The organism is Pseudomonas sp. MS646, from assembly GCF_036693845.1.
Classification (GTDB): domain Bacteria; phylum Pseudomonadota; class Gammaproteobacteria; order Pseudomonadales; family Pseudomonadaceae; genus Aquipseudomonas; species Aquipseudomonas chlororaphis_E.
In genome coordinates this window covers 4711857-4732821 of sequence record NZ_CP144763.1, presented here as the reverse complement: position 1 = coordinate 4732821, position 20965 = coordinate 4711857, and the positions used below count along the sequence as shown (strand labels likewise).

The 20965-nt window shown below is 60.1% G+C and carries 20 protein-coding genes; 15 read left to right on the top strand and 5 right to left on the bottom strand.

Features of this window, described 5'->3' with window-relative positions; all coding sequences use genetic code 11:
* Window positions 1–75 precede the first annotated feature (75 nt).
* Complete coding sequence (locus tag V3H56_RS20695; protein ID WP_047736567.1) at window positions 76–1134, top strand: MBL fold metallo-hydrolase; 1059 nt, start codon at window positions 76–78, stop codon at window positions 1132–1134.
* A 20-nt stretch (window positions 1135–1154) separates the two neighbouring features.
* Here V3H56_RS20695 and V3H56_RS20690 read toward each other — a convergent pair whose 3' ends face one another.
* Window positions 1155–1472, bottom strand: coding sequence for a helix-turn-helix transcriptional regulator (locus V3H56_RS20690; RefSeq protein ID WP_042729484.1), 318 nt, complete (start codon window positions 1470–1472; stop codon window positions 1155–1157).
* 148 nt (window positions 1473–1620) lie between these two features.
* On the opposite strand from V3H56_RS20690, the gene V3H56_RS20685 reads away from it, so the two are divergent.
* Window positions 1621–1971, top strand: a complete 351-nt coding sequence (locus V3H56_RS20685; RefSeq protein ID WP_047736565.1) for a hypothetical protein — start codon at window positions 1621–1623, stop codon at window positions 1969–1971.
* Between the two features lie 22 nt (window positions 1972–1993).
* Window positions 1994–2689, top strand: coding sequence for a hypothetical protein (locus V3H56_RS20680; protein ID WP_338473830.1), 696 nt, complete (start codon window positions 1994–1996; stop codon window positions 2687–2689).
* A gap of 46 nt (window positions 2690–2735) precedes the next feature.
* On the opposite strand, the gene V3H56_RS20675 is transcribed toward V3H56_RS20680, so the two are convergent.
* Window positions 2736–3725 carry a hypothetical protein gene (locus V3H56_RS20675; protein ID WP_123578430.1) on the bottom strand — a complete coding sequence of 330 codons (990 nt, stop codon included), beginning with the start codon at window positions 3723–3725 and terminating at the stop codon, window positions 2736–2738.
* Window positions 3726–3929: 204 nt separating this feature from the next.
* On the opposite strand from V3H56_RS20675, the gene V3H56_RS20670 reads away from it, so the two are divergent.
* Both V3H56_RS20670 and V3H56_RS20665 read left to right on the top strand, forming a co-directional pair.
* The gene (locus V3H56_RS20670) at window positions 3930–5246 is read left to right on the top strand and encodes a HipA domain-containing protein (protein WP_338473829.1); all 1317 of its coding nucleotides are present in this window, start codon (window positions 3930–3932) and stop codon (window positions 5244–5246) included.
* On the top strand, window positions 5243–5602 hold the full coding sequence (locus tag V3H56_RS20665; protein ID WP_338473828.1) for a helix-turn-helix transcriptional regulator: 360 nt from the start codon (window positions 5243–5245) through the stop codon (window positions 5600–5602). Before V3H56_RS20670 ends, V3H56_RS20665 begins: the two co-directional genes overlap by 4 nt.
* A gap of 88 nt (window positions 5603–5690) precedes the next feature.
* Here the strand turns inward: V3H56_RS20665 and V3H56_RS20660 are convergent, their stop codons facing one another.
* From V3H56_RS20660 to V3H56_RS20650, 3 genes are all read right to left on the bottom strand, one after another.
* Window positions 5691–5849 (bottom strand): hypothetical protein, encoded by a 159-nt coding sequence (locus tag V3H56_RS20660; RefSeq protein ID WP_042732384.1) that lies wholly within the window; start codon window positions 5847–5849, stop codon window positions 5691–5693.
* Between the two features lie 265 nt (window positions 5850–6114).
* Window positions 6115–7362, bottom strand: a complete 1248-nt coding sequence (locus V3H56_RS20655; protein WP_042732385.1) for a ribonucleotide-diphosphate reductase subunit beta — start codon at window positions 7360–7362, stop codon at window positions 6115–6117.
* Between the two features lie 497 nt (window positions 7363–7859).
* Window positions 7860–8123 (bottom strand): DUF2790 domain-containing protein, encoded by a 264-nt coding sequence (locus tag V3H56_RS20650; protein WP_042732386.1) that lies wholly within the window; start codon window positions 8121–8123, stop codon window positions 7860–7862.
* Window positions 8124–8551: 428 nt separating this feature from the next.
* Between V3H56_RS20650 and acs the strand changes: the two genes are divergently transcribed.
* The 10 genes from acs to astD all read left to right on the top strand — a co-directional run bounded on the left by acs (window position 8552) and on the right by astD (window position 20893).
* The gene (acs, locus tag V3H56_RS20645; RefSeq protein WP_042732387.1) at window positions 8552–10507 is read left to right on the top strand and encodes an acetate--CoA ligase; all 1956 of its coding nucleotides are present in this window, start codon (window positions 8552–8554) and stop codon (window positions 10505–10507) included.
* An 825-nt stretch (window positions 10508–11332) separates the two neighbouring features.
* A complete protein-coding gene (locus V3H56_RS20640) occupies window positions 11333–12106 on the top strand; it encodes an ABC transporter substrate-binding protein (protein WP_047736557.1) in 774 nt (257 codons plus the stop codon).
* A gap of 90 nt (window positions 12107–12196) precedes the next feature.
* On the top strand, window positions 12197–12886 hold the full coding sequence (locus V3H56_RS20635) for an ABC transporter permease (protein WP_047736556.1): 690 nt from the start codon (window positions 12197–12199) through the stop codon (window positions 12884–12886).
* The gene (locus tag V3H56_RS20630; RefSeq protein ID WP_042732893.1) at window positions 12883–13581 is read left to right on the top strand and encodes an ABC transporter permease; all 699 of its coding nucleotides are present in this window, start codon (window positions 12883–12885) and stop codon (window positions 13579–13581) included. Before V3H56_RS20635 ends, V3H56_RS20630 begins: the two co-directional genes overlap by 4 nt.
* 56 nt (window positions 13582–13637) lie before the next feature.
* Window positions 13638–14402: an ATP-binding cassette domain-containing protein gene (locus V3H56_RS20625; protein WP_042732894.1), complete on the top strand. Its 765-nt coding sequence runs from the start codon at window positions 13638–13640 to the stop codon at window positions 14400–14402.
* A gap of 113 nt (window positions 14403–14515) precedes the next feature.
* A complete protein-coding gene (gene argR / locus V3H56_RS20620) occupies window positions 14516–15496 on the top strand; it encodes a transcriptional regulator ArgR (protein WP_042732895.1) in 981 nt (326 codons plus the stop codon).
* A gap of 409 nt (window positions 15497–15905) precedes the next feature.
* Window positions 15906–17126, top strand: coding sequence for an aspartate aminotransferase family protein (locus V3H56_RS20615; protein ID WP_338473827.1), 1221 nt, complete (start codon window positions 15906–15908; stop codon window positions 17124–17126).
* Between the two features lie 212 nt (window positions 17127–17338).
* Window positions 17339–18358, top strand: a complete 1020-nt coding sequence (gene aruF, locus V3H56_RS20610; protein ID WP_042728518.1) for an arginine/ornithine succinyltransferase subunit alpha — start codon at window positions 17339–17341, stop codon at window positions 18356–18358.
* A 43-nt stretch (window positions 18359–18401) separates the two neighbouring features.
* Window positions 18402–19427 carry an arginine N-succinyltransferase gene (gene astA, locus V3H56_RS20605; RefSeq protein WP_042728517.1) on the top strand — a complete coding sequence of 342 codons (1026 nt, stop codon included), beginning with the start codon at window positions 18402–18404 and terminating at the stop codon, window positions 19425–19427.
* Window positions 19424–20893 carry a succinylglutamate-semialdehyde dehydrogenase gene (astD, locus tag V3H56_RS20600; protein WP_185057644.1) on the top strand — a complete coding sequence of 490 codons (1470 nt, stop codon included), beginning with the start codon at window positions 19424–19426 and terminating at the stop codon, window positions 20891–20893. The genes astA and astD overlap by 4 nt, the downstream gene beginning before the upstream one ends.
* The last annotated feature ends 72 nt before the right edge of the window (window positions 20894–20965 follow it).

The window sequence follows — 20965 nt, the reverse complement described above, 5'->3', positions numbered from 1 at the left end:
GCGTGCACGTCGCAGCCATCAAACGTCCTACAAAGACGAAGCGTAATTCGACGACGTTCCTGGAGTTATCGCACCATGAGTATTCCTTCTTCCACGACCGATAACGCAGCTGCCAACCCGGCCTCCCGACACGAACAAGGGAAGTATCACAATCACGCCCATACACCGCGAGAAGGGTTTGGCCAGATGCTGCGCATCATCTGGAACATGCTCCTCCACAAGCCCCGTACCACCCGTCCGGCAGGGGCCATCACCGTCCAGCCGCTGACCCGCGCCGAGCTGCTGGCAGCACCGAACCAGAGTGTGTTCCGTCTCGGCCACTCCACGGTTCTGCTCAAACTGCGCGACAAGTTCTGGATCACCGACCCGGTGTTCTCCGACCGTGCATCGCCCGTGCAATGGGCCGGCCCCAAGCGTTTCCACCAGCCGCCCGTCAGCCTGGAGGATCTGCCGCCGATCGAGGCGGTGATCCTGTCTCATGACCATTACGACCACCTCGACCATCAGGCCATCCTCAAGCTTGCCGCCAAGACCCGGCACTTCCTCACACCCCTTGGCGTGGGTGACATCCTGGTCAAATGGGGTATCGAGGCCAGCAAGGTGCGTCAGCTGGATTGGTGGCAAAGTACCGAAGTGGACGGTATCGAGTTCATCGCCACACCATCACAGCATTTTTCCGGTCGCGGGCTGTTCAACGGCAACAGCACGTTATGGGCTTCCTGGGTGATGATCGATGGCGGCGCGCGGATTTTCTTTAGCGGCGACACCGGTTACTTCGACGGTTTCAAGCGCATCGGCGAGCGATACGGCCCCTTTGACCTGACCCTGATGGAAACCGGCGCCTATAACGTCGACTGGCCTCACGTGCACATGCAGCCCGAGCAGACATTGCAGGCTCATATCGACCTGCGTGGGCGTTGGCTGCTGCCGATCCACAACGGTACATTCGACCTGGCGATGCATGCCTGGTTTGAACCCTTCGACCGCATCCTGGCGCTGGCCTGGGAGCGCAACGTGCTCATTACCACGCCACAGATGGGCGAAGCCTTCACCCTGACCCATCCGCACCGTGGCCGGGCCTGGTGGCTGGAGGTAGAGGCGTCGGCCTATCAGAACCAGACTGGCGCGGCCTGACGCCCGCCGCAGCGGCCCGGCTATTCGATCATCGCGTAGTCGGCCCGTCCCATCGGGTCCGGTGTAGCACCCTTGATGTTCATGCCACGCCCCGGTGCAAAGCCAGGGAAGAACACCAGGCCTTCGGCTTCAAAGCGAAACGCCAGCGCCAGTCGGGTTACATCGAGCAGTTCACCCCCGGCTTCGAAGCGTTGGATGGCGGGTACCGAGACGCCCGACCGACGGGACAACTCCTCGACACTCCACCCCAGCATGGCGCGGGCTTGCGCGCTGTGGGCAGGGGTGAATTGATAGACAGCGATGCGTTCCAGGGTGGTTTTGAGTGCGAGAGAGGCCATGGGATGCTCCAAAGCAGTGGATTCAAAATACTGTGTTTTTGTACAGTTGTTTTGAAACCGGATCAATCTCATTTTTTTGATGGGTGACCAGTGGTCGGCTTCAGCCAAGCGCTCGGTGTACCCTGGCGTCTAACGGAGGAGGGGTGGTATGTCTATTTCCGATAGTGACTGGAAAAGTTACAACGAGCTCTACGAACTGGCGCTGGACCGCTTCTGCAAAGGGGTTCTTGCTGATGCCCAGACGATCGCTCAGAACGAAACTTTATCGGCCCACGCTCGATACGCAACGCTGTATGGTCTCATACGCAATCGAGACAAAGACCTGTCGATGGCCTTCAACGGACGTCGACGCAAAGAAGTTTCCCTATCTTTGAGGCTGATGGTCGCCTATGACCTGCTGAGCGATCAGGAGCTGATGGTTCTGAGCGACGAGTTACGAGAACGGATTTCCGACGCTGTTCGTCAGCCCTATGAAATAGAATGGGCCACAGACGCATAGTCCTTTTCAAGCAGAGCACACCATGTTGATCTTCAATTGCACCGAAGCGGCTTGTAACTTCTTTAGCCGCGTGCACAAAGGCAAGAAAATCACTCCAGTGGAGAAGCCTCCGTCACCCGTTATCGAGGACGATGAGGTGGATGGATTCGCAGAACAGTGGTTGGTCCATGCCATTACTGTCCAACGTAAACATGTGTTGTTCGTCATCCATGTGCAAACCCGTTATTGCATGATCTTCGCTGACGCCAAAAAAGCTGACGTGGAAGGTTTTATTCATCGGTTTTCCGAGCGTTGGATCAACGGCTTGATGCGCCACGCCGGGCAATATGACCTTTTGCACTGGGTCGATGACGAGCCAATGATGGCCCGCTTCCAGGAAAGTTGTCATGAGTCCGTTTTTTACAAGCGCGGCCATCGCGGTGCGCAAAAGCACATCAATGAAATCTCCTGGGTTTTCGAGGATTGCGCCGCTGAGTGGGGAACGTTGCCTTCTGATGAATTCTCCGCAGGCCGCTTTGATGGTGATATGAACAACACCCCGAGAGGCAGCAAGGGGCACAAGGACTATTACTTCCCAGATGAGGAAATGATTGTTCACTGGTTGCGGCGTTATGGTGGACTGGATGAGCCCAGCGTTCAGAAAGCCCGTGAACGACGGATGGAAGTGAAACGGGAGATGCGGGCGTTTGAGCGGCAGCTTGTCCAAGATGGACTATGAACTGAAACACCGGCGCGTGTAGGGTTGCTGTCAGCCCAAGCCGAGATCAGTTATCGGCCAACCCAGGCGCTTCACGGATAATGAAGTGGTCCAGATTCTCAATCTGAGCACTGAACACCCCGAACGTCTGCTCGGGGTTTTTCTTGCTCGGCACCTGTTTCAGCTCCGGTGTCACGCCATAGAAGAAGCAATACAGATCCCGTTCGCTCTCGGCGGCATGCTTGATTTCTTCCAGAAACGCCTTGCGCTTGCGGTAGCTGTCGATCAGCTTCTTGCTCAGGTAAACGTTGACCGAATAAGGCTTCTTCTTCACCTCGCCCGGTAGCTGGGTCCAGACCTTTTGCTCGAAATCGACGCGAAAACTGGCGCTGTGATAATCCTCGATCTTCTTGATCTTGCCCCAGTAGATCAGCCCCTTGTTATCCAGCAAATATTCGATCTTCTTGAAGAACGATGCATAGGGCGCCGTGTGCTCGCCAATCTTCAACGGCATGCGCTTGAGCAGGTCCTTGTCCGCGAAGTTCGAGACAAAACACTCCACTGGATGGGCGAACACATGGGTTTTGTCCGGCGCTGAATCACGGCTCGGGTGCTCGACGTTATTGTCGGCTGAAGGCACTCGCTCCTCGCGCATGACGTCTGCCGCCACTGCCGGGCTGGACGGCTTACGCAGATACTCACGCCGGGTCAGCAATAGCTCCGAAGGGAAGTGTTCCTCTCGACCGTCATCCAATTGCGCAGCATCCGCCTCCAGGCCGGTAGTCGGAGTTTTCAGGCTCGCATAAGGACAACCCTCGACATGCCGCGTGCTGGGAATGTTCTTGAAGTGCGGCGTGCGCACGTAGTTCACATTCTTGGCGTTGAACGTCCCCAACACATTCGCCGCATCGAACGCCGCCCGACAGGCGTCGTTGGGGCACTGGAACTGTTCCTTCGCGGAATCGAAGCCCACCGTCTCGTCGAAATTCAAATCGCGCACGTCATAGATCGACAGCTTGTCGTCGAGGCTGCGGCAGTAGGCGAGGTCGAATTTCATGAGGGGCTCGGGTCCTTGAGTGGGGGGAGGGTATTAATAGCGGGTGGTGGGGGAGTACTGAATGATTTGGCTATCGAGCTTAGGTGAGTCGGTATCAAAATGCCGATTAACTCCAAATGCATGTCGTTAGTCGGAATTATATTGCTGAGAAAGCCTGTATGAGTCACATTAGTCGGCATCATAATTCCGATTGTATGGCGCGCTATGGTAGGACAGCTCACGATCCAGGCCTATATCAAAGGCCATTGGCACGACGCAATGGTGCTCTCTGTATCGGACGCTCAAAAGGTCGATGAGTCGCGTTGCGCCGCATCTTACGCTCAGAGTTACCTGGTCGAATTCATCGATAAATTCGAGACGCTCTTCGAGCCTGCCGTCAGCGTCAACCTTCCGTTGAGCTGGAACCCTGTCGATAGCAAAGGGTACCCCCCGTTTGTGTACGACATCATACCGGCCGGCGCCGCCCGTAAATCGTTGCAGCGGCGATTTGGTGGAGAAAGACCGGTTGGGATGGACATGGGCTTTTTCCTTTTGAGCCGCTGCACCCCTTCGCCTATAGGGCACTTGCGCGTGAAGGAGTCTTTCGAGCAAATCGATCAGACCCGCAAGGAGGCCTTTGCCCGCAAAGAGGTCGTAGAGAGGACAAGTGATTTTCTCGAATACGCTTATGAGTCCGGCGCTGCCCTAGGCGGTGCCACTGGCGCCCAGGGCGAAGCGCCGAAGCTGATTATGGTCGAAGGAGAGGATGGCGACCTATATGCCGACGCCATGCTTTGCGACGAGCATGCGCGCCGTCATTGGCTGGTAAAGTTTGCTCGCAACCAGGGCACTGAACGCGACAAGAACATCCTGCGAACGGAATACCATTATTACAAAGCGATCTCTCAGCTTGGTTTGAACACGATAGCCACAGATGGGCTGGTGCTTGAGGAAGCCGACAAGCCGAGCCTGTGGATGCCACGTTTTGATCGGCGGGTCGCTGACGGCGAGGTAGAAAGGATTCCAGTCGAGTCGATTTATTCGGTGTGCGGGAACACCGAACCGGGCTCGAGGATGAACCATGAGGACGTGCTCCGCCGTCTGGTGAATCTGTGGCGCATGAACGGGCAGGACGCAGAGCTTGAGGATTTGGTGTTCGAGTATCTGCGCCGTGACGTGCTTAACCGCATCCTTGGGAACTCGGACAATCATGGACGCAACATGGCCATTTTCAGATATCGAGGCAGATTCGATCTGGCGCCGATCTACGACCTCGCGCCGATGGTGCTCGACCCGGAGGGCGTTACGCGAGCCACTAAATGGGAGTCCGAGCACATGGGAAGTCCCGACTGGAAAACGATCTGCGGATACTTTCAGGACCTGGTAAGCACAGACGTGCTCTTCGAACGTCTGCGCGGAGCGGCTGAGACGTTTCGGGCGTTGCCGGATCTGCTGGTCGATCTTCCAGACGAAGTGAGGCGCGCTCAGTCTATTCCGATGAACAATCTGGACAAGCGCCTGGCCGAGTGGGGGCTTCGATGACAGATAACACCCCCGAACGGCGCAAGGAAATTATCGAAGACATCGCGATGCAGCATGCGCTGGGGAATGAAACCCTCGGAACCGCTGTTCGCCGGTTAAGGCTCGAGGTAACCGGTCTGGATCAGGACACCTTCGCGCTGATGTGCAAGATGTCGACCAAAGCCCTGTACCAGATCGAGAAGGACAAGGGCAATCCGACCCTCAGCACCATCGAATCCATCTTGCGGAAATTCGGTCTTCGCCTGGGGCTGACCACAGCGCTCCAGCCCATTTATGCGCCGCAGCCTGAGCCGCACAAGCCGGCCACTTACGCGCTGACTCGTGGGGCTAAGCCTCGGCGCAAGTCGACGGGTTGAGCTCCGCGGAGTGGTTGCTCTGCGAGCCAATTGAATGGAAGGGCTTAATCGGATGAGTAAAGGGCCCTTCCTCACCTACTAGCCAGACTTACTCAATCTGAGCAGGCGGGATTTCAGCGGGCGCCTCGCCAATGCAGGCCTCGTCGAACTCGCCCATGGCGGCCTCGTCGATAGCGCCGATTTTCAGCAGTGCTTCTGCCGAACTGTGAATCGACTCGAAGGCCTCACTTTTAAACGCGTTAGCCATTCAATATCTCCAGTAGAAGTTGGACTGAAGCCTTGCTCCATCACCGTGGCGAGGGAGCTTGCTCCCGCTGGGCTGCGCAGCAGACCCTCTTTAACTAAATGTAGTCACTCAACAACCAGCCGCCCAACCCTCTCATACAGCGACAAGGTAAACGCCTCCCGAACACTGGCAAGATGACGCCGCCGATGGCAGTTAAATGCAAAAAACCCCGCTTTCACGGGGTTTTTAGTCGAGCGTCAAATGACAGGGTCCAACTTAGGATTTATCAATCCCAGCTCAACGCCCCACCCGTCTGATACTCAATCACCCGAGTCTCAAAGAAGTTCTTCTCTTTCTTCAAGTCCATGATCTCGCTCATCCAAGGGAACGGGTTCGTCGTGCCTGGATACTCTTCTTTCAGGCCAATCTGCGACAGACGACGGTTGGCGATGAACTTCAGATAGTCCTCCATCATCGCCGCGTTCATACCCAATACGCCGCGAGGCATGGTGTCACGGGCGTATTCGATCTCCAGCTGCGTACCCTGCAGGATCATCTGGGTCGCTTCTTCCTTCATCTCGGCATCCCACAGGTGCGGGTTTTCGATCTTGATCTGGTTGATCACGTCGATGCCGAAGTTCAGGTGCATGGATTCGTCGCGCAGGATGTACTGGAACTGCTCGGCGACGCCGGTCATCTTGTTGCGGCGGCCCATGGAGAGGATCTGAGTGAAGCCGCAGTAGAAGAAGATGCCTTCCAGGACGCAGTAGTAGGCGATCAGGTTGCGCAGCAACTCCTTGTCGGTTTCCGGGGTGCCGGTTTCGAACTTCGGATCGGAGATCGAGCGGGTGTACTTCAGGCCCCAGGCGGCTTTTTTCGCGACCGATGGGATCTCGTGGTACATGTTGAAGATCTCGCCTTCATCCATGGCCAGCGATTCGATGCAGTACTGGTAGGCGTGGGTGTGGATCGCCTCTTCGAACGCCTGGCGCAGGATGTACTGGCGGCACTCCGGGTTGGTGATCAGGCGATACACGGCCAGGACCAGGTTGTTGGCCACCAGGGAGTCGGCGGTGGAGAAGAAGCCCAGGTTGCGCATTACGATGCGGCGCTCGTCGTCGGTCAGGCCTTCCGGGTTTTTCCAGAGGGCGATGTCGGCGGTCATGTTGACTTCTTGCGGCATCCAGTGGTTTGCGCAGCCGTCCAGGTACTTCTGCCAGGCCCAGTCGTATTTGAAGGGCACGAGCTGGTTGAGGTCGGCGCGGCAGTTGATCATGCGCTTTTCATCGACGGCGACACGGGCGGAGGCGCCTTCGAGTTCGGCGAGGCCTTCGGCGATGTCGAGTTTGTCGAGGGCGGCCTTGGCGCGAATGATCGCGGCCGAGTCGCTGGCCGTCACGGCGCGGGCTTCGAGCGCGGCGGCACCGCCGGCGCTGTCGAGGCGGTCCATGTTGGCTTCAGAAGCGTGGCCGGCATTGGCGCTTTTTACAGCGACTTCGCCGTCTTCTTTGTCGAATTCGTCCCAGCTCAGCATGACGTGTCGTCTCCTGCGTGAGGGCCAGCAACCCGGGGGAGGTCGGCTGGCGGCGGTGGATCTTGGAAAAATCGTTTGTTGCAGCTGACGCAGGCAATAAACAGAAAAATGTACGGGTCGTGCTGAAGCGGCGGTGAACGCGAAGAGGTCATGGGTCTTGGCGTGGGCTTCAGGCTGGCTTGATCCCCTGTAAGGGAATATTGCAGGCCCGTTTAAGGCGGCATTATAAGGACTTTTTTGCCTACGTGGTGCGGCGAAATCGCCCACGGAGGAGCTGACGGACGGCTCATCCGCGTTGGAGCGAGGGTTTACAAGGCTTTGGCCGGATCCGGCTGCCGAAGATTTTTTTTGCCTGGGTCGGATGGCAGGCTTTTTTGCTCAAAAAATGAGCTGTTTTTGCCTTTTTACACTACATGTTGTGTTTGAAAAGGGTTTTCGACGGCTCCAGACACAACCGGGCCCGATCGAAATCGGGCCCTGGAAAATACCGGTAGTGATCAGCCGTTGGAGCAACCGTTGCCCATCACGCTGTAGCGCAGGATGTGGCGCTGGCCCTTGGAATCGTCGTAGACCATCTTCGCCGGGACTACTTCGCAGACATTCGGGATCTCGCTCATGGAAATGACTTTGGCGATGTCCAGGTGAGTGGAGTAGGTGTACTCCTCAACGGCGGGTTTTTGCTGGGCGACATCGCTCGGGGCCTCGTCTGCCATCGCGGTGGCGCACAGGCTGCCGAGGACCAGAACCCATAAAGCTTTCATCTGATTTCACCTTTTTTGAGGTCGAGTGGGGTCACGCAACCTTTTTGGGGTTGCGTGTGGAGCAAGTATTGGAAATTTGATCAACGGCCTTCGTGGGGGCTGTGTTGCGTCAATCGTGTTTGCCGGTTGGCGGGGCTGATTCTAGAGGGGCAGGGTGGATGCAAACAGACTGGGTTTTGATAAAGACTTTTGGTTGATTTGGTAATAATCGACTGGTGTTGGAGGCTGGCTGTTGGATCTGTTCTGGCTGTGCTGTTGTCTTCGCGAGCAAGCCCGCTCCCACAGGGAATGGGCTGTGAAAGTGGTCTTGCACGTTAGTACCGACATTTTGTAGGGACTTGTTACTACCATCGTCGAATGGTTCTATAGGCCCGCCCCAGGCTACAACGGGACCATACAAAAACAACTATGTCACCGAGGTAAGAAACATGAGTGCGGCTTCTCTGTATCCCGTTCGCCCCGAGGTTGCGGCCAGTACGTTGACTGACGAGGCGACCTACAAGGCGATGTACCAGCAGTCAGTCGTCAACCCGGATGGCTTCTGGCGCGAGCAGGCCAAGCGCCTGGACTGGATCAAGCCCTTCACCACGGTGAAGCAGACGTCCTTTGACGATCACCATGTCGACATCAAGTGGTTTGCCGATGGCACCTTGAACGTTTCCTACAACTGCCTCGACCGCCACCTGGCCGAGCGTGGCGACCAGGTCGCGATCATCTGGGAGGGTGATGACCCGTCCGAGAGTCGCAACATCACCTATCGCGAACTGCATGAAGAAGTCTGCAAGTTCGCCAACGCCCTGCGTGGCCAGGACGTGCACCGCGGCGACGTGGTGACCATCTACATGCCCATGATCCCGGAAGCTGTGGTCGCCATGCTGGCCTGTGCCCGGATCGGCGCGATCCACTCGGTGGTATTCGGTGGCTTCTCCCCCGAGGCCCTGGCCGGCCGGATCATCGACTGCAAATCCAAAGTGGTGATCACCGCCGACGAAGGCATTCGCGCCGGTAAGAAGATCCCGCTCAAGGCCAACGTCGACGACGCGCTGACCAACCCGGAAACCAGCAGCATCCAGAAAGTCATCGTGTGCAAGCGCACCGCGGGCAACATCAAGTGGAACCAGCACCGGGATATCTGGTACGAAGACCTGATGAAAGTCGCCGGCACCGTTTGCGCGCCGAAGGAAATGGGCGCCGAAGAAGCGCTGTTCATCCTCTACACCTCCGGCTCCACCGGCAAGCCCAAGGGCGTGCAACACACCACGGCCGGCTACCTGCTCTACGCGGCCCTGACCCACGAGCGCGTGTTCGACTACAAGCCGGGCGAAGTCTACTGGTGCACCGCCGACGTCGGTTGGGTCACCGGCCACAGCTACATCGTCTATGGCCCGTTGGCCAATGGCGCGACCACGGTGCTGTTCGAAGGCGTACCGAACTACCCGGACATCACTCGGGTGGCCAAGGTCATCGACAAGCACAAGGTCAGCATCCTCTACACCGCGCCGACCGCGATCCGCGCGATGATGGCGTCGGGCACCGCCGCCGTCGAAGGCGCCGATGGCAGCAGCCTGCGCCTGTTGGGGTCGGTGGGTGAGCCGATCAACCCGGAAGCGTGGGACTGGTACTACAAGAATGTCGGCAAGGAACGTTGCCCGATCGTCGACACCTGGTGGCAAACCGAGACCGGTGGCGTGTTGATCAGTCCATTGCCGGGCGCCACGGCGTTGAAACCGGGCTCGGCCACTCGTCCATTCTTCGGCGTGGTGCCGGCGCTGGTGGACAACCTCGGCAACCTGATCGAAGGCGCCGCCGAAGGCAACCTGGTGATCCTCGATTCGTGGCCAGGCCAGGCGCGCACGCTGTACGGCGACCACGACCGCTTCGTCGACACCTACTTCAAGACCTTCAGTGGCATGTACTTCACCGGTGACGGTGCGCGTCGCGACGAGGACGGCTACTACTGGATCACCGGTCGCGTGGACGACGTGCTCAACGTGTCCGGCCACCGCATGGGCACCGCCGAGATCGAAAGCGCCATGGTCGCCCACCCGAAAGTCGCCGAAGCGGCGGTGGTGGGTGTGCCGCACGACATCAAGGGGCAGGGCATCTACGTCTACGTGACCCTCAATGCGGGCGAGGAAAGCAGCGAGGCCCTGCGCCTGGAGTTGAAGAACTGGGTGCGCAAGGAAATCGGTCCGATCGCCTCGCCAGATGTCATCCAGTGGGCACCGGGCCTGCCGAAAACCCGCTCCGGCAAGATCATGCGCCGCATTCTGCGCAAGATCGCCACGGCGGAATACGACGCGCTGGGTGACATTTCCACCCTGGCCGACCCAGGCGTGGTGGCGCACCTGATCGAGACGCACAAGACCATGAACGTCGCCTGACGGCGGATTTGTGATCCCTGAAAGCCCGGAACGGTGTGAGCCGTTCCGGGCTTTTTTTGTATGTGCGCATTCCCATGTGGCGAGGATGCTTTTGTGGCGAGGGGATTTATCCCCGCTGGGCTGCGAAGCGGCCCTAAACCCTGACACCTCGGTCTGCCAGACAGATTGAGCCGCCTGTCTTGGGGCTGCTGTGCAGCCCAGCGGGGATAAATCCCCTCGCCACAGGGTTCGGTGTCCGAAAGACTCTGGCATCTGGCATCTGGCATCTGGCATCTGGCATCTGGCATCTGGCATCTGGCTTTGGAGCTGCTGCGCAACCCAGCGGGAGCAAGCTCCCTCGCCACAGGAGGAATGAATAAATATCGATCTTCAACGTCAGACGCTTGCAGGCGTTACCGATGTTTCGAAATGTGTAACCAAACGCGCCAGTCCGAGGCGATGGGAAACGCCGAGCCCTGTTCCAGGGCATTTTCAGCCCGTGGACAAAATTAGCCGACACGCTGTGCTTGCCGGATTAGAAGGGTTTGCGAATAATGGGCCCGCAATTTGCAGCATAGATCGGTTTCCCTTCTTTTGCTCTTGCATGAATTTGCGGGGCTGTCAATGTCCTTGAAAGGCTTTCTCGGTGCTTCTGTAATTTGTTGTCGCATTGAAGAAATATCGGCCTCGGGCCTGTCGTTAGAATGCCGATCACTCGCTCGTCGTGGCGTGCGTTGAATAAAACGTTCGCTTCCTAGGACGCAGCACCGGAATTCGTTTCACTCATTCGCATATTGGGCTGTTGCTCACTCTGCCGTTTTTGCCCTTTACCGATGGAGTTCCAAGATGAAGAAACTCGTGCTGCTTGGCGCCCTGGCACTGTCCGTGCTGTCCCTGCCGACATTCGCTGATGAAAAGCCCCTGAAGATCGGTATCGAGGCGGCGTACCCTCCGTTCGCCTCGAAAGCCCCGGACGGCAGCATCGTCGGTTTCGACTACGACATCGGCAATGCGCTGTGCGAAGAGATGAAGGTCAAGTGCGTGTGGGTCGAGCAAGAGTTCGACGGCCTGATCCCGGCGCTCAAGGTCCGCAAGATCGACGCGATCCTGTCGTCCATGTCGATCACCGAAGACCGCAAGAAATCCGTTGATTTCACCAACAAGTACTACAACACCCCGGCCCGCCTGGTCATGAAGGCCGGCACCCAGGTCAGCGAAGGCCTGACCGAGCTCAAGGGCAAGAACATCGGCGTGCAGCGCGGTTCGATCCACGAGCGTTTCGCCCGTGAAGTCCTGGCCCCGCTGGGTGCCGAGATCAAACCGTACGGCTCGCAGAACGAAATCTACCTGGATGTCGCTGCCGGTCGTCTCGACGGCACCGTGGCCGACGCAACGCTGCTGGATGACGGCTTCCTGAAGACCGACGCCGGCAAGGGCTTCGCGTTCGTTGGTCCGGCCTTCACCGATGAGAAGTATTTCGGTGACGGTATCGGTATCGCGGTGCGCAAGGGCGACGCCCTGAAAGACAAGATCAACAGTGCGATTGCCGCCATTCGCGAGAACGGCAAGTACAAGCAGATCCAGGACAAGTACTTCACCTTCGACATCTACGGCAAGTAACACCGTCCCGCCACTCGTGAGAAATGGCGCAAGCACCAGGCTCCCTGCGGTTTGCGCCATTTTTTCATCCCATTTTCGAGGACCTGAATCATGTTGAAAGGCTACGGGGCTGTCATCCTCGATGGCGCATGGTTGACGCTTCAGCTCGCCTTGTCGTCCATGGCCCTGGCCATCGTCCTGGGGCTGATCGGTGTCGCGTTGCGTCTTTCGCCGGTGCGCTGGCTGGCGTGGCTGGGCGACCTGTATTCCACGGTCATTCGCGGCATTCCCGACCTGGTGCTGATTCTGCTGATTTTCTACGGCGGCCAGGACCTGCTCAATCGCTTGGCGCCGATGCTCGGTTATGACGATTACATCGACCTCAATCCGCTGGCGGCCGGTATCGGCACCCTGGGGTTCATCTTCGGTGCGTACCTGTCGGAAACCTTTCGCGGCGCGTTCATGGCCATCCCCAAGGGGCAGGCTGAGGCGGGCATGGCATATGGCATGAGCGGCTTGCAGGTGTTCTTCCGGGTGATGGTGCCGCAGATGATTCGCCTGGCCATTCCCGGCTTCACCAACAACTGGCTGGTGTTGACCAAGGCGACCGCGCTGATTTCGGTGGTGGGCCTGCAAGACATGATGTTCAAGGCCAAGCAGGCGGCGGATGCCACTCGCGAGCCTTTCACCTTCTTCCTGGCGGTGGCGGCGATGTACCTGGTGATCACCAGCGTCTCGTTGCTGGCACTGCGTCACCTTGAGAAGCGCTACTCGGTAGGCGTAAGGGCGGCTGATCTATGATCTTCGACTACAACGTCATCTATGAAGCCTTGCCGCTGTATTTCAGTGGCTTGCTGACCACCCTCAAGCTGCTGGCGCTGTCGCTGTTCTTCGGCCTGCTGGCGGCGCTGCCCCTGGGGCTGATGCGGGTGTCCAAGCAGCCGGTCGTGAACATGAGCGCCTGGCTCTACACCTACGTGATTCGCGGCACGCCGATGCTGGTGCAGTTGTTCCTGATCTACTACGGCCTGGCACAGTTCGAGTTCGTGCGCGAGAGCTTCCTCTGGCCTTGGCTGTCCAGTGCGACCTTCTGCGCGTGCCTGGCGTTCGCCATCAACACCAGTGCCTACACCGCCGAGATCATCGCCGGCAGCCTGCGGGCCACGCCCAACGGTGAAATCGAGGCGGCCAAGGCCATGGGCATGTCGCGCTTCACGCTGTATCGCCGGATCCTGCTGCCGTCGGCCCTGCGCCGGGCGCTGCCGCAATACAGCAACGAAGTGATCATGATGCTGCAGACCACCAGCCTGGCGTCCATCGTGACCCTGATCGACATCACGGGTGCCGCGCGCACGGTCAATGCGCAGTATTACCTGCCGTTCGAGGCCTACATCACGGCCGGTGTCTTCTACCTGTGCCTGACCTTCATCCTGGTGCGCCTGTTCAAACTGGCCGAACGCCGCTGGCTGGTTTACCTGGCCCCGCGCAAGCACTGATAACGCATCGATCCGATCGACTGCTCAACGAATGACGTTTTGTGAGAACCGACCGCATGTACAAGCTTGAAGTCCAAGACCTGCATAAACGCTATGGCAGTCACGAAGTGCTCAAGGGCGTGTCCCTGAAGGCTGCCGCTGGCGATGTGATCAGCATCATCGGCTCCAGTGGCTCCGGCAAGAGCACGTTCCTGCGTTGCATCAACCTGCTTGAGCAACCCCATGCCGGCAAGATCCTGCTCAACAACGAAGAGTTGAAGCTGGTGGCGGGCAAGGATGGCGCGATGAAGGCCGCGGACCCCAAGCAACTGCAACGCATGCGTTCGCGGCTGTCGATGGTGTTCCAGCATTTCAACCTGTGGTCGCACATGACCGCCCTGGAAAACATCATGGAAGCGCCGGTGCATGTGCTGGGCGTTGCCAAGGCCGAGGCCCGCGAGAAGGCCGAGCACTACCTGAACAAAGTGGGCGTGGCTCATCGCAAGGACGCCTACCCGGGCCACATGTCCGGCGGCGAGCAACAGCGCGTGGCGATTGCCCGGGCGCTGGCGATGGAGCCGGAAGTGATGTTGTTCGATGAGCCGACATCGGCCCTCGACCCGGAGCTGGTGGGTGATGTGCTCAAGGTGATGCAGGCCCTGGCCCAGGAAGGGCGGACGATGGTGGTGGTGACCCACGAAATGGGCTTTGCCCGCGAAGTGTCGAACCAGTTGGTGTTCCTGCACAAGGGTATCGTCGAAGAGCGCGGTAACCCGCGTGAAGTGCTGGTCAATCCGCAATCGGAGCGCCTGCAGCAATTTCTTTCGGGCAGCCTCAAGTAATCGCTCCCGTTTCGCACCCGATTTAGGTCATGCTGCGCACCGCGCGCCAGATGGTCTAACTTGGTTGCAGCCGCTTCTGGCTTTAACACTGTTTTCGCTTTGGATTGCCCGCCATGACCGCCCATCGAATTGGTTTCCTGATTTGGCCCAGCACGAAAGCCTTGACGCTGGCGCTGGCCGAGGAGGCCTTGCGTGTTGCCCAGCGGGTGCATCCAGAGGTGGTCTACGAGCTCTCGTTCCTGCAAGCCGAGCCGGCGGTCGAAGGCGCCTGGCAATTGCCCGGCGAACCCTGGGCCGGCAAGCTCGAAGGCTTCCAGAAGCTGTTCCTGCTGGCCGATGAGCCGCCGACCGTGCTCGCCTCTTCCCTGGGCAGCGCCCTCAAGCAGTTGGTGCGGGCCGGGTGCGTGATCGGGGGCTTGTCCGCCGGTGTCTATCCCCTGGCCCAATTGGGGCTGCTCGACGGTTACCGCGCTGCCGTGCACTGGCGCTGGCAGGATGATTTCTCCGAACGCTTTCCCAAGGTCATTGCCACCAGCCATCTGTTCGATTGGGACCGCGATCGCCTGACCGCCTGCGGCGGCATGTCGGTGCTCGACCTGCTGTTGGCGGTGCTGGCCCGGGACCACGGCGCGGAACTGGCCGGTGCGGTGTCGGAAGAGCTGGTGGTCGAGCGCATCCGCGAGGGCGGCGAGCGCCAGCGCATCCCGTTGCAGAACCGCCTCGGTTCCAGTCACCCGAAGCTCACCCAGGCGGTGTTGCTGATGGAAGCGAACATCGAAGAGCCGCTGACCACCGACGAAATCGCCCAGCATGTGTGCGTGTCCCGACGGCAACTGGAGCGGATCTTCAAGCAGTACCTCAACCGCGTACCCAGCCAGTATTACCTGGAGCTGCGCCTGAACAAGGCCCGGCAGATGCTGATGCAAACCAGCAAATCCATCATCCAGATCGGCTTGTCCTGCGGGTTCTCCTCGGGCCCGCATTTCTCCAGCGCCTACCGCAACTTCTTCGGCGCGACCCCCCGCGAAGACCGCAACCAGCGACGCAGCAGCAGCCCGTTCGAATTGTCGTCGGTGCCGTCCGAGCGCGGCTAGGGCAGATGAGGCTCCTGTGGTAAGGCAACTTACCTGTGGCGAGGGAGCTTGCTCCCGCTGGGCCGCGAAGCGGACCCAAACGGTAACTTCGGCGCGTCAGATTGAACGGGTGGCTTTTCTGGGGGACGCTGCGCGCCCCAGCGGGAGCAAGCTCCCTCGCCACAGATAGCTCTTCTCGACTCCAGTTGTGTCTGGCAGCGGAAATGTGGAAGCGAGTGCCTCAAACCCCCTGGCAACGTTTAAACTGCGCCTTTGCGACGCAATTTGTCGCATTGCCGTAAACCCGCTGAAAACGTGGGTTGGCGCTATAAGAAGTTGTCGCTTGGCGACAAGGCCGGGCTGAAAACTGTCCTTACAATCCCTTCATCGCTCGCCATTCCAGGCGAGTGTTTCTCTTCAGGAGACTCCGATGTCCGTTGAGCAAGCCGCGGTACAACGCGCCGATTTTGACCAGGTCATGGTGCCCAACTATGCCCCTGCTGCCTTCATACCTGTGCGTGGCGCCGGTTCGCGCGTGTGGGACCAGTCTGGTCGCGAGCTGATCGACTTTGCCGGCGGTATCGCAGTCAACGTGCTGGGGCATGCCCACCCGGCGCTGGTCGGTGCACTGACCGAGCAGGCCAACAAGCTGTGGCACGTGTCCAACGTATTCACCAATGAGCCGGCCCTGCGCCTGGCCCACAAGCTGATCGACGCGACCTTCGCCGAGCGCGCGTTTTTCTGCAACTCCGGCGCCGAAGCCAACGAGGCCGCCTTCAAGCTGGCCCGTCGCGTGGCGTTCGATCGCTATGGCAGCGAGAAGTACGAAATCATCGCTGCACTCAACAGTTTCCATGGCCGCACGCTGTTTACCGTCAACGTCGGCGGACAGTCGAAGTACTCCGACGGTTTCGGGCCTAAAATCACCGGCATCACCCACGTTCCTTATAACGACTTGGCCGCGTTGAAAGCGGCTGTTTCGGACAAGACCTGCGCCGTGGTGCTGGAGCCGATCCAGGGCGAGGGCGGTGTGCTGCCGGCCGAGCTGGCCTACCTGCAAGGCGCCCGCGAGCTGTGCGATGCGCACAATGCACTGCTGGTGTTCGACGAAGTGCAGACCGGCATGGGCCGCAGTGGCGAGCTGTTCGCCTACATGCACTACGACGTGATCCCGGACATCCTCACCAGCGCCAAGAGCCTGGGCGGTGGTTTCCCGATCGCGGCGATGCTCACCACCGAGGCGCTGGCCAAGCACCTGGTGGTTGGCACCCACGGCACCACCTACGGCGGCAACCCGTTGGCGTGCGCGGTGGCCGAAGCGGTGATCGACGTGGTCAATACCCCGCAGGTGCTCGGCGGCGTCAAGGCCAAGCATGACAAGTTCAAGACCCGCCTGGAGCAGATCGGCCAGAAGTACGGCCTGTTCACCGAGGTGCGCGGTCTGGGCCTGTTGATCGGCTGCGTGCTGAACGATGCCTGGAAAGGCAAGGCCAAGGACATCTTCAACGCCGCCGAACAGGAAGGCCTGATGATCCTGCAAGCCGGCCCGGACGTGATTCGTTTCGCCCCGAGCCTGGTGGTGGAAGACGCCGACATCGACGCCGGCCTGGACCGTTTCGAGAAGGCTGCGGCGAAGCTGACCCAGGCTTGATCCATTTCAGCTGAACCGGGTCCACTGTGGGAGCGAGCGTGCTCGCGAAAGCGGTGGTCCTGCTTGCATCAATGTTGAATGTGCCACCGCCATCGCGAGCAAGCTCGCTCCCACAGAGGGCGGTGGTCACAGACGGGCAGTAAACCCGGTATTTTTTCTTGTGTATCGATCCTTTCGGTCGAACCCTTTATTTCAAGTTAAGGAGTGACACCATGCTGGTGATGCGCCCCGCGCAAATGGCTGATCTGGGCGAGGTACAGCGTCTGGCTGCGGACAGTCCGATCGGTGTCACTTCCTTGCCGGATGACGTGGAACGCTTGAGCGACAAGATCGCCGCGAGCGAAGCCTCGTTTGCCGCCGAAGTCAGTTTCAACGGCGAGGAGAGCTATTTCTTTGTTCTTGAAGACACCGCCACCGGCAAGTTGGCGGGCTGTTCGGCGATCGTCGCGTCGGCGGGCTATTCCGAACCGTTCTACAGCTTTCGCAATGAAACCTTCGTCCACGCCTCCCGTGAGCTGAAGATCCACAACAAGATCCACGTGCTCTCCCAGTGCCACGACCTGACCGGCAACAGCCTGCTGACCAGCTTCTACGTGGTCCCGGAACTGGTCGGCTCGCCGTGGTCGGAACTCAACTCCCGTGGACGCCTGCTGTTCGTCGCCAGCCACCCGGAGCGCTTCGCCGATTCGGTGGTGACCGAGATCGTCGGCTACAGCGACGAGAACGGTGATTCGCCATTCTGGGACGCCATCGGGCGCAATTTCTTCGACCTCAACTACGCCGCCGCCGAGCGTCTGTGCGGGCTGAAAAGCCGCACCTTCCTCGCCGAGCTGATGCCCCATTACCCGATCTACGTGCCGCTGTTGCCGGACGCCGCCCAGGAAGCCATGGGCCAGGTCCACCCGCGCGCGCAGATCACCTTCGACATCCTGATGCGCGAGGGTTTCGAGACCGATCACTACATCGACATCTTCGATGGCGGCCCGACCCTGCATGCCCGTGTCTCGGGGATCCGCTCGATTGCCCAGAGCCGCGTGGTGCCGGTCAAGATCGGCGAACCGGTCAAGGGCGCCGGCCGGCAATACCTGGTGGCCAATGCCCTGTTGCAGGATTACCGCGCTGTGCTGCTGGAGCTGGATTACGCGCCGGGCAAGCCTGTGACGCTGGACATGGAAGCGGCCGAGGCCCTGGGTGTCGGCGAAGGTGCCAGCGTACGCCTGGTGGCGGTTTAATGAGTTTCGCGGGTGGCGTGAGCGGCCCGTCTGAGGAGATAGCATGATCGTTCGTCCCGTACGCAGCAGCGATTTACCCGCTCTGATCGCCCTGGCCCGTAGCACCGGCACCGGCCTGACCACCTTGCCGGCCAACGAAGAGCGCCTGGCCCATCGGGTCGGCTGGGCCGAGAAGACCTTTCGCGGTGAAGCGGGGCGCGGTGACGCGGACTATCTGTTCGTGCTCGAAGACGACGACGGTCGGGTGGTGGGGATCTCCGCCATCGCCGGTGCCGTGGGGCTGCGTGAGCCCTGGTACAACTTCCGGGTCGGCCTGACGGTCAGCGCTTCCCAGGAGTTGAACATCTACCGGGAGATCCCGACGCTGTTCCTGGCCAACGACCTGACCGGTAATTCCGAACTCTGCTCGTTGTTCCTGCACGCCGACTACCGCAATGGCCTCAACGGCCGCCTGCTGGCCAAGGCACGGATGCTGTTCATCGCCGAATTCGCGCATCTGTTCGGCAACAAGATCATCGCCGAAATGCGCGGCATGTCCGACGACCACGGCCGCTCGCCGTTCTGGGAAAGCCTGGGCCGGCACTTCTTCAAGATGGAATTCAGCCAGGCCGACTACCTGACCGGGGTGGGCAACAAGGCGTTCATCGCCGAACTGATGCCCAAGTTCCCGCTCTACACCTGCTTCCTGTCCGAAGACGCCCGGGCCGTGATTGGCCAGGTGCATCCGGACACGGAGCCGGCGCTGTCGATGCTCAAGAGCGAAGGCTTCAGTTACCAGGGCTACGTCGACATTTTCGACGCCGGCCCGGCCGTGGAATGCGAGACCGGCAAGATCCGCGCGATTCGCGACAGCCAGGCGCTGGTGCTCGCCATCGGCACCCCGGGCGATGACGCCACGCCGTTCCTCATCCATAACCGCAAGCGCGAAGACTGCCGCATCACGGCAGCCCCGGCGCGCTTCGCCGCGGGCACCCTGGTGGTCGATCCGCTGACCGCCAAACGCCTTCAACTCAACGCCGGCGACCAGGTACGTGCCGTTGCGTTGTCCGCTGCTCGGGAGTCGAAATAATGAATTCGCTGTACATCGCAGGCAGTTGGCTGGAAGGCCAGGGTGACGTCTTCGAGTCGTTGAACCCGGTGACCCAGCAGGTGTTGTGGGCAGGCAAGGGTGCCACGGCGGCGCAAGTGGAGTCGGCCGTGCAGGCGGCGCGCCAGGCGTTCCCGGAGTGGGCCCGGCGTTCGCTGGATGAGCGCATCCAGGTGTTGGAAGCCTTTGCCGCGACCCTGAAAAATCGCGCCGACGAACTGGCCCGCTGCATCGGTGAAGAAACGGGCAAGCCGTTGTGGGAAGCGGCCACCGAAGTCACCAGCATGGTCAACAAGGTGGCGATCTCGATCCAGAGCTACCGTGAGCGCACCGGGGAAAAGAGCGCCCCCCTGGGCGATGCCACGGCCGTGCTGCGGCACAAGCCTCACGGCGTGGTGGCGGTGTTCGGCCCGTACAATTTTCCCGGTCACCTGCCGAACGGGCACATCGTGCCGGCACTGCTGGCGGGCAACAGCGTGCTGTTCAAGCCCAGTGAGCTGACGCCGAAAGTCGCCGAGCTGACGGTCCAGTGCTGGGTCGAGGCCGGCCTGCCGGCGGGCGTGCTGAACCTGCTGCAAGGTGCGCGGGAAACCGGCATCGCCCTGGCGGCGAACCCGGGCATCGACGGGTTGTTTTTCACCGGTTCGAGCCGCACTGGCAATCTGCTGCATCAACAATTCTCCGGGCGCCCGGACAAGATCCTGGCGCTGGAAATGGGCGGTAACAACCCGCTGGTGGTGGACGAGGTGGCGGACGTCGAGGCGGCGGTCTACACCATCATCCAGTCGGCCTTCATTTCTGCCGGGCAGCGCTGCACCTGCGCGCGCCGCCTGCTGGTGCCGGAAGGCGCCTGGGGCGATGCGTTGCTGGCGCGCCTGGTGGCGGTCAGCGCGGCCCTGCAGGTGGGGGCCTTCGACCAGCAACCGGCGCCGTTCATGGGCTCGGTGATTTCCCTCGGCGCCGCGAAAGCGCTGATGGATGCGCAGAACCACCTGCTGGGCAAGGGCGCCGTGCCGCTGCTGGCCATGACCCAGCCCCAGGCCCAGGCGGCCTTGCTGACCCCAGGCATCCTCGACGTGACGGCCGTGGCCGAGCGTCCGGACGAAGAGCTGTTCGGGCCGTTGCTGCAAGTGATTCGCTACGCGGATTTCCCCGCGGCGATCGCCGAGGCCAACAACACGCAATATGGCCTGGCCGCCGGGTTGCTGTCGGACTCGGAGGCACGTTACCAGCAGTTCTGGCTGCAAAGCCGTGCCGGTATCGTCAACTGGAACAAACAACTGACCGGCGCCGCCAGCAGCGCGCCGTTCGGCGGTGTGGGTGCTTCGGGCAACCATCGCGCCAGTGCTTACTACGCGGCCGATTATTGCGCATACCCGGTGGCATCCCTGGAAACGCCGAGCCTCGTCATGCCGGCTGCCCTGACCCCCGGCGTGAGAATGGTGTGAACCCCGATCGCGAGCAAGCTCGCTCCCGCAAGGACAGTGCAAGGCCCTGTGGGAGCGAGCTTGCTCGCGATA

Bases quoted from the DNA above. Each gene is read 5' to 3' on its own strand.
- V3H56_RS20695 (WP_047736567.1), top strand. From the start codon at position 76: ATGAGTATTCCTTCTTCCACGACCGATAACGCAGCTGCCAACCCGGCC.
- V3H56_RS20660 (WP_042732384.1), bottom strand. From the start codon at position 5,849: ATGGCTAACGCGTTTAAAAGTGAGGCCTTCGAGTCGATTCACAGTTCG.
- V3H56_RS20675 (WP_123578430.1), bottom strand. From the start codon at position 3,725: ATGAAATTCGACCTCGCCTACTGCCGCAGCCTCGACGACAAGCTGTCG.
- V3H56_RS20690 (WP_042729484.1), bottom strand. From the start codon at position 1,472: ATGGCCTCTCTCGCACTCAAAACCACCCTGGAACGCATCGCTGTCTAT.
- aruF (WP_042728518.1), top strand. From the start codon at position 17,339: ATGCTGGTGATGCGCCCCGCGCAAATGGCTGATCTGGGCGAGGTACAG.
- V3H56_RS20615 (WP_338473827.1), top strand. From the start codon at position 15,906: ATGTCCGTTGAGCAAGCCGCGGTACAACGCGCCGATTTTGACCAGGTC.
- V3H56_RS20685 (WP_047736565.1), top strand. From the start codon at position 1,621: ATGTCTATTTCCGATAGTGACTGGAAAAGTTACAACGAGCTCTACGAA.
- V3H56_RS20680 (WP_338473830.1), top strand. From the start codon at position 1,994: ATGTTGATCTTCAATTGCACCGAAGCGGCTTGTAACTTCTTTAGCCGC.
- V3H56_RS20665 (WP_338473828.1), top strand. From the start codon at position 5,243: ATGACAGATAACACCCCCGAACGGCGCAAGGAAATTATCGAAGACATC.
- astA (WP_042728517.1), top strand. From the start codon at position 18,402: ATGATCGTTCGTCCCGTACGCAGCAGCGATTTACCCGCTCTGATCGCC.
- V3H56_RS20630 (WP_042732893.1), top strand. From the start codon at position 12,883: ATGATCTTCGACTACAACGTCATCTATGAAGCCTTGCCGCTGTATTTC.
- V3H56_RS20635 (WP_047736556.1), top strand. From the start codon at position 12,197: ATGTTGAAAGGCTACGGGGCTGTCATCCTCGATGGCGCATGGTTGACG.
- V3H56_RS20640 (WP_047736557.1), top strand. From the start codon at position 11,333: ATGAAGAAACTCGTGCTGCTTGGCGCCCTGGCACTGTCCGTGCTGTCC.
- V3H56_RS20625 (WP_042732894.1), top strand. From the start codon at position 13,638: ATGTACAAGCTTGAAGTCCAAGACCTGCATAAACGCTATGGCAGTCAC.
- acs (WP_042732387.1), top strand. From the start codon at position 8,552: ATGAGTGCGGCTTCTCTGTATCCCGTTCGCCCCGAGGTTGCGGCCAGT.
- V3H56_RS20670 (WP_338473829.1), top strand. From the start codon at position 3,930: ATGGTAGGACAGCTCACGATCCAGGCCTATATCAAAGGCCATTGGCAC.
- V3H56_RS20650 (WP_042732386.1), bottom strand. From the start codon at position 8,123: ATGAAAGCTTTATGGGTTCTGGTCCTCGGCAGCCTGTGCGCCACCGCG.
- V3H56_RS20655 (WP_042732385.1), bottom strand. From the start codon at position 7,362: ATGCTGAGCTGGGACGAATTCGACAAAGAAGACGGCGAAGTCGCTGTA.
- argR (WP_042732895.1), top strand. From the start codon at position 14,516: ATGACCGCCCATCGAATTGGTTTCCTGATTTGGCCCAGCACGAAAGCC.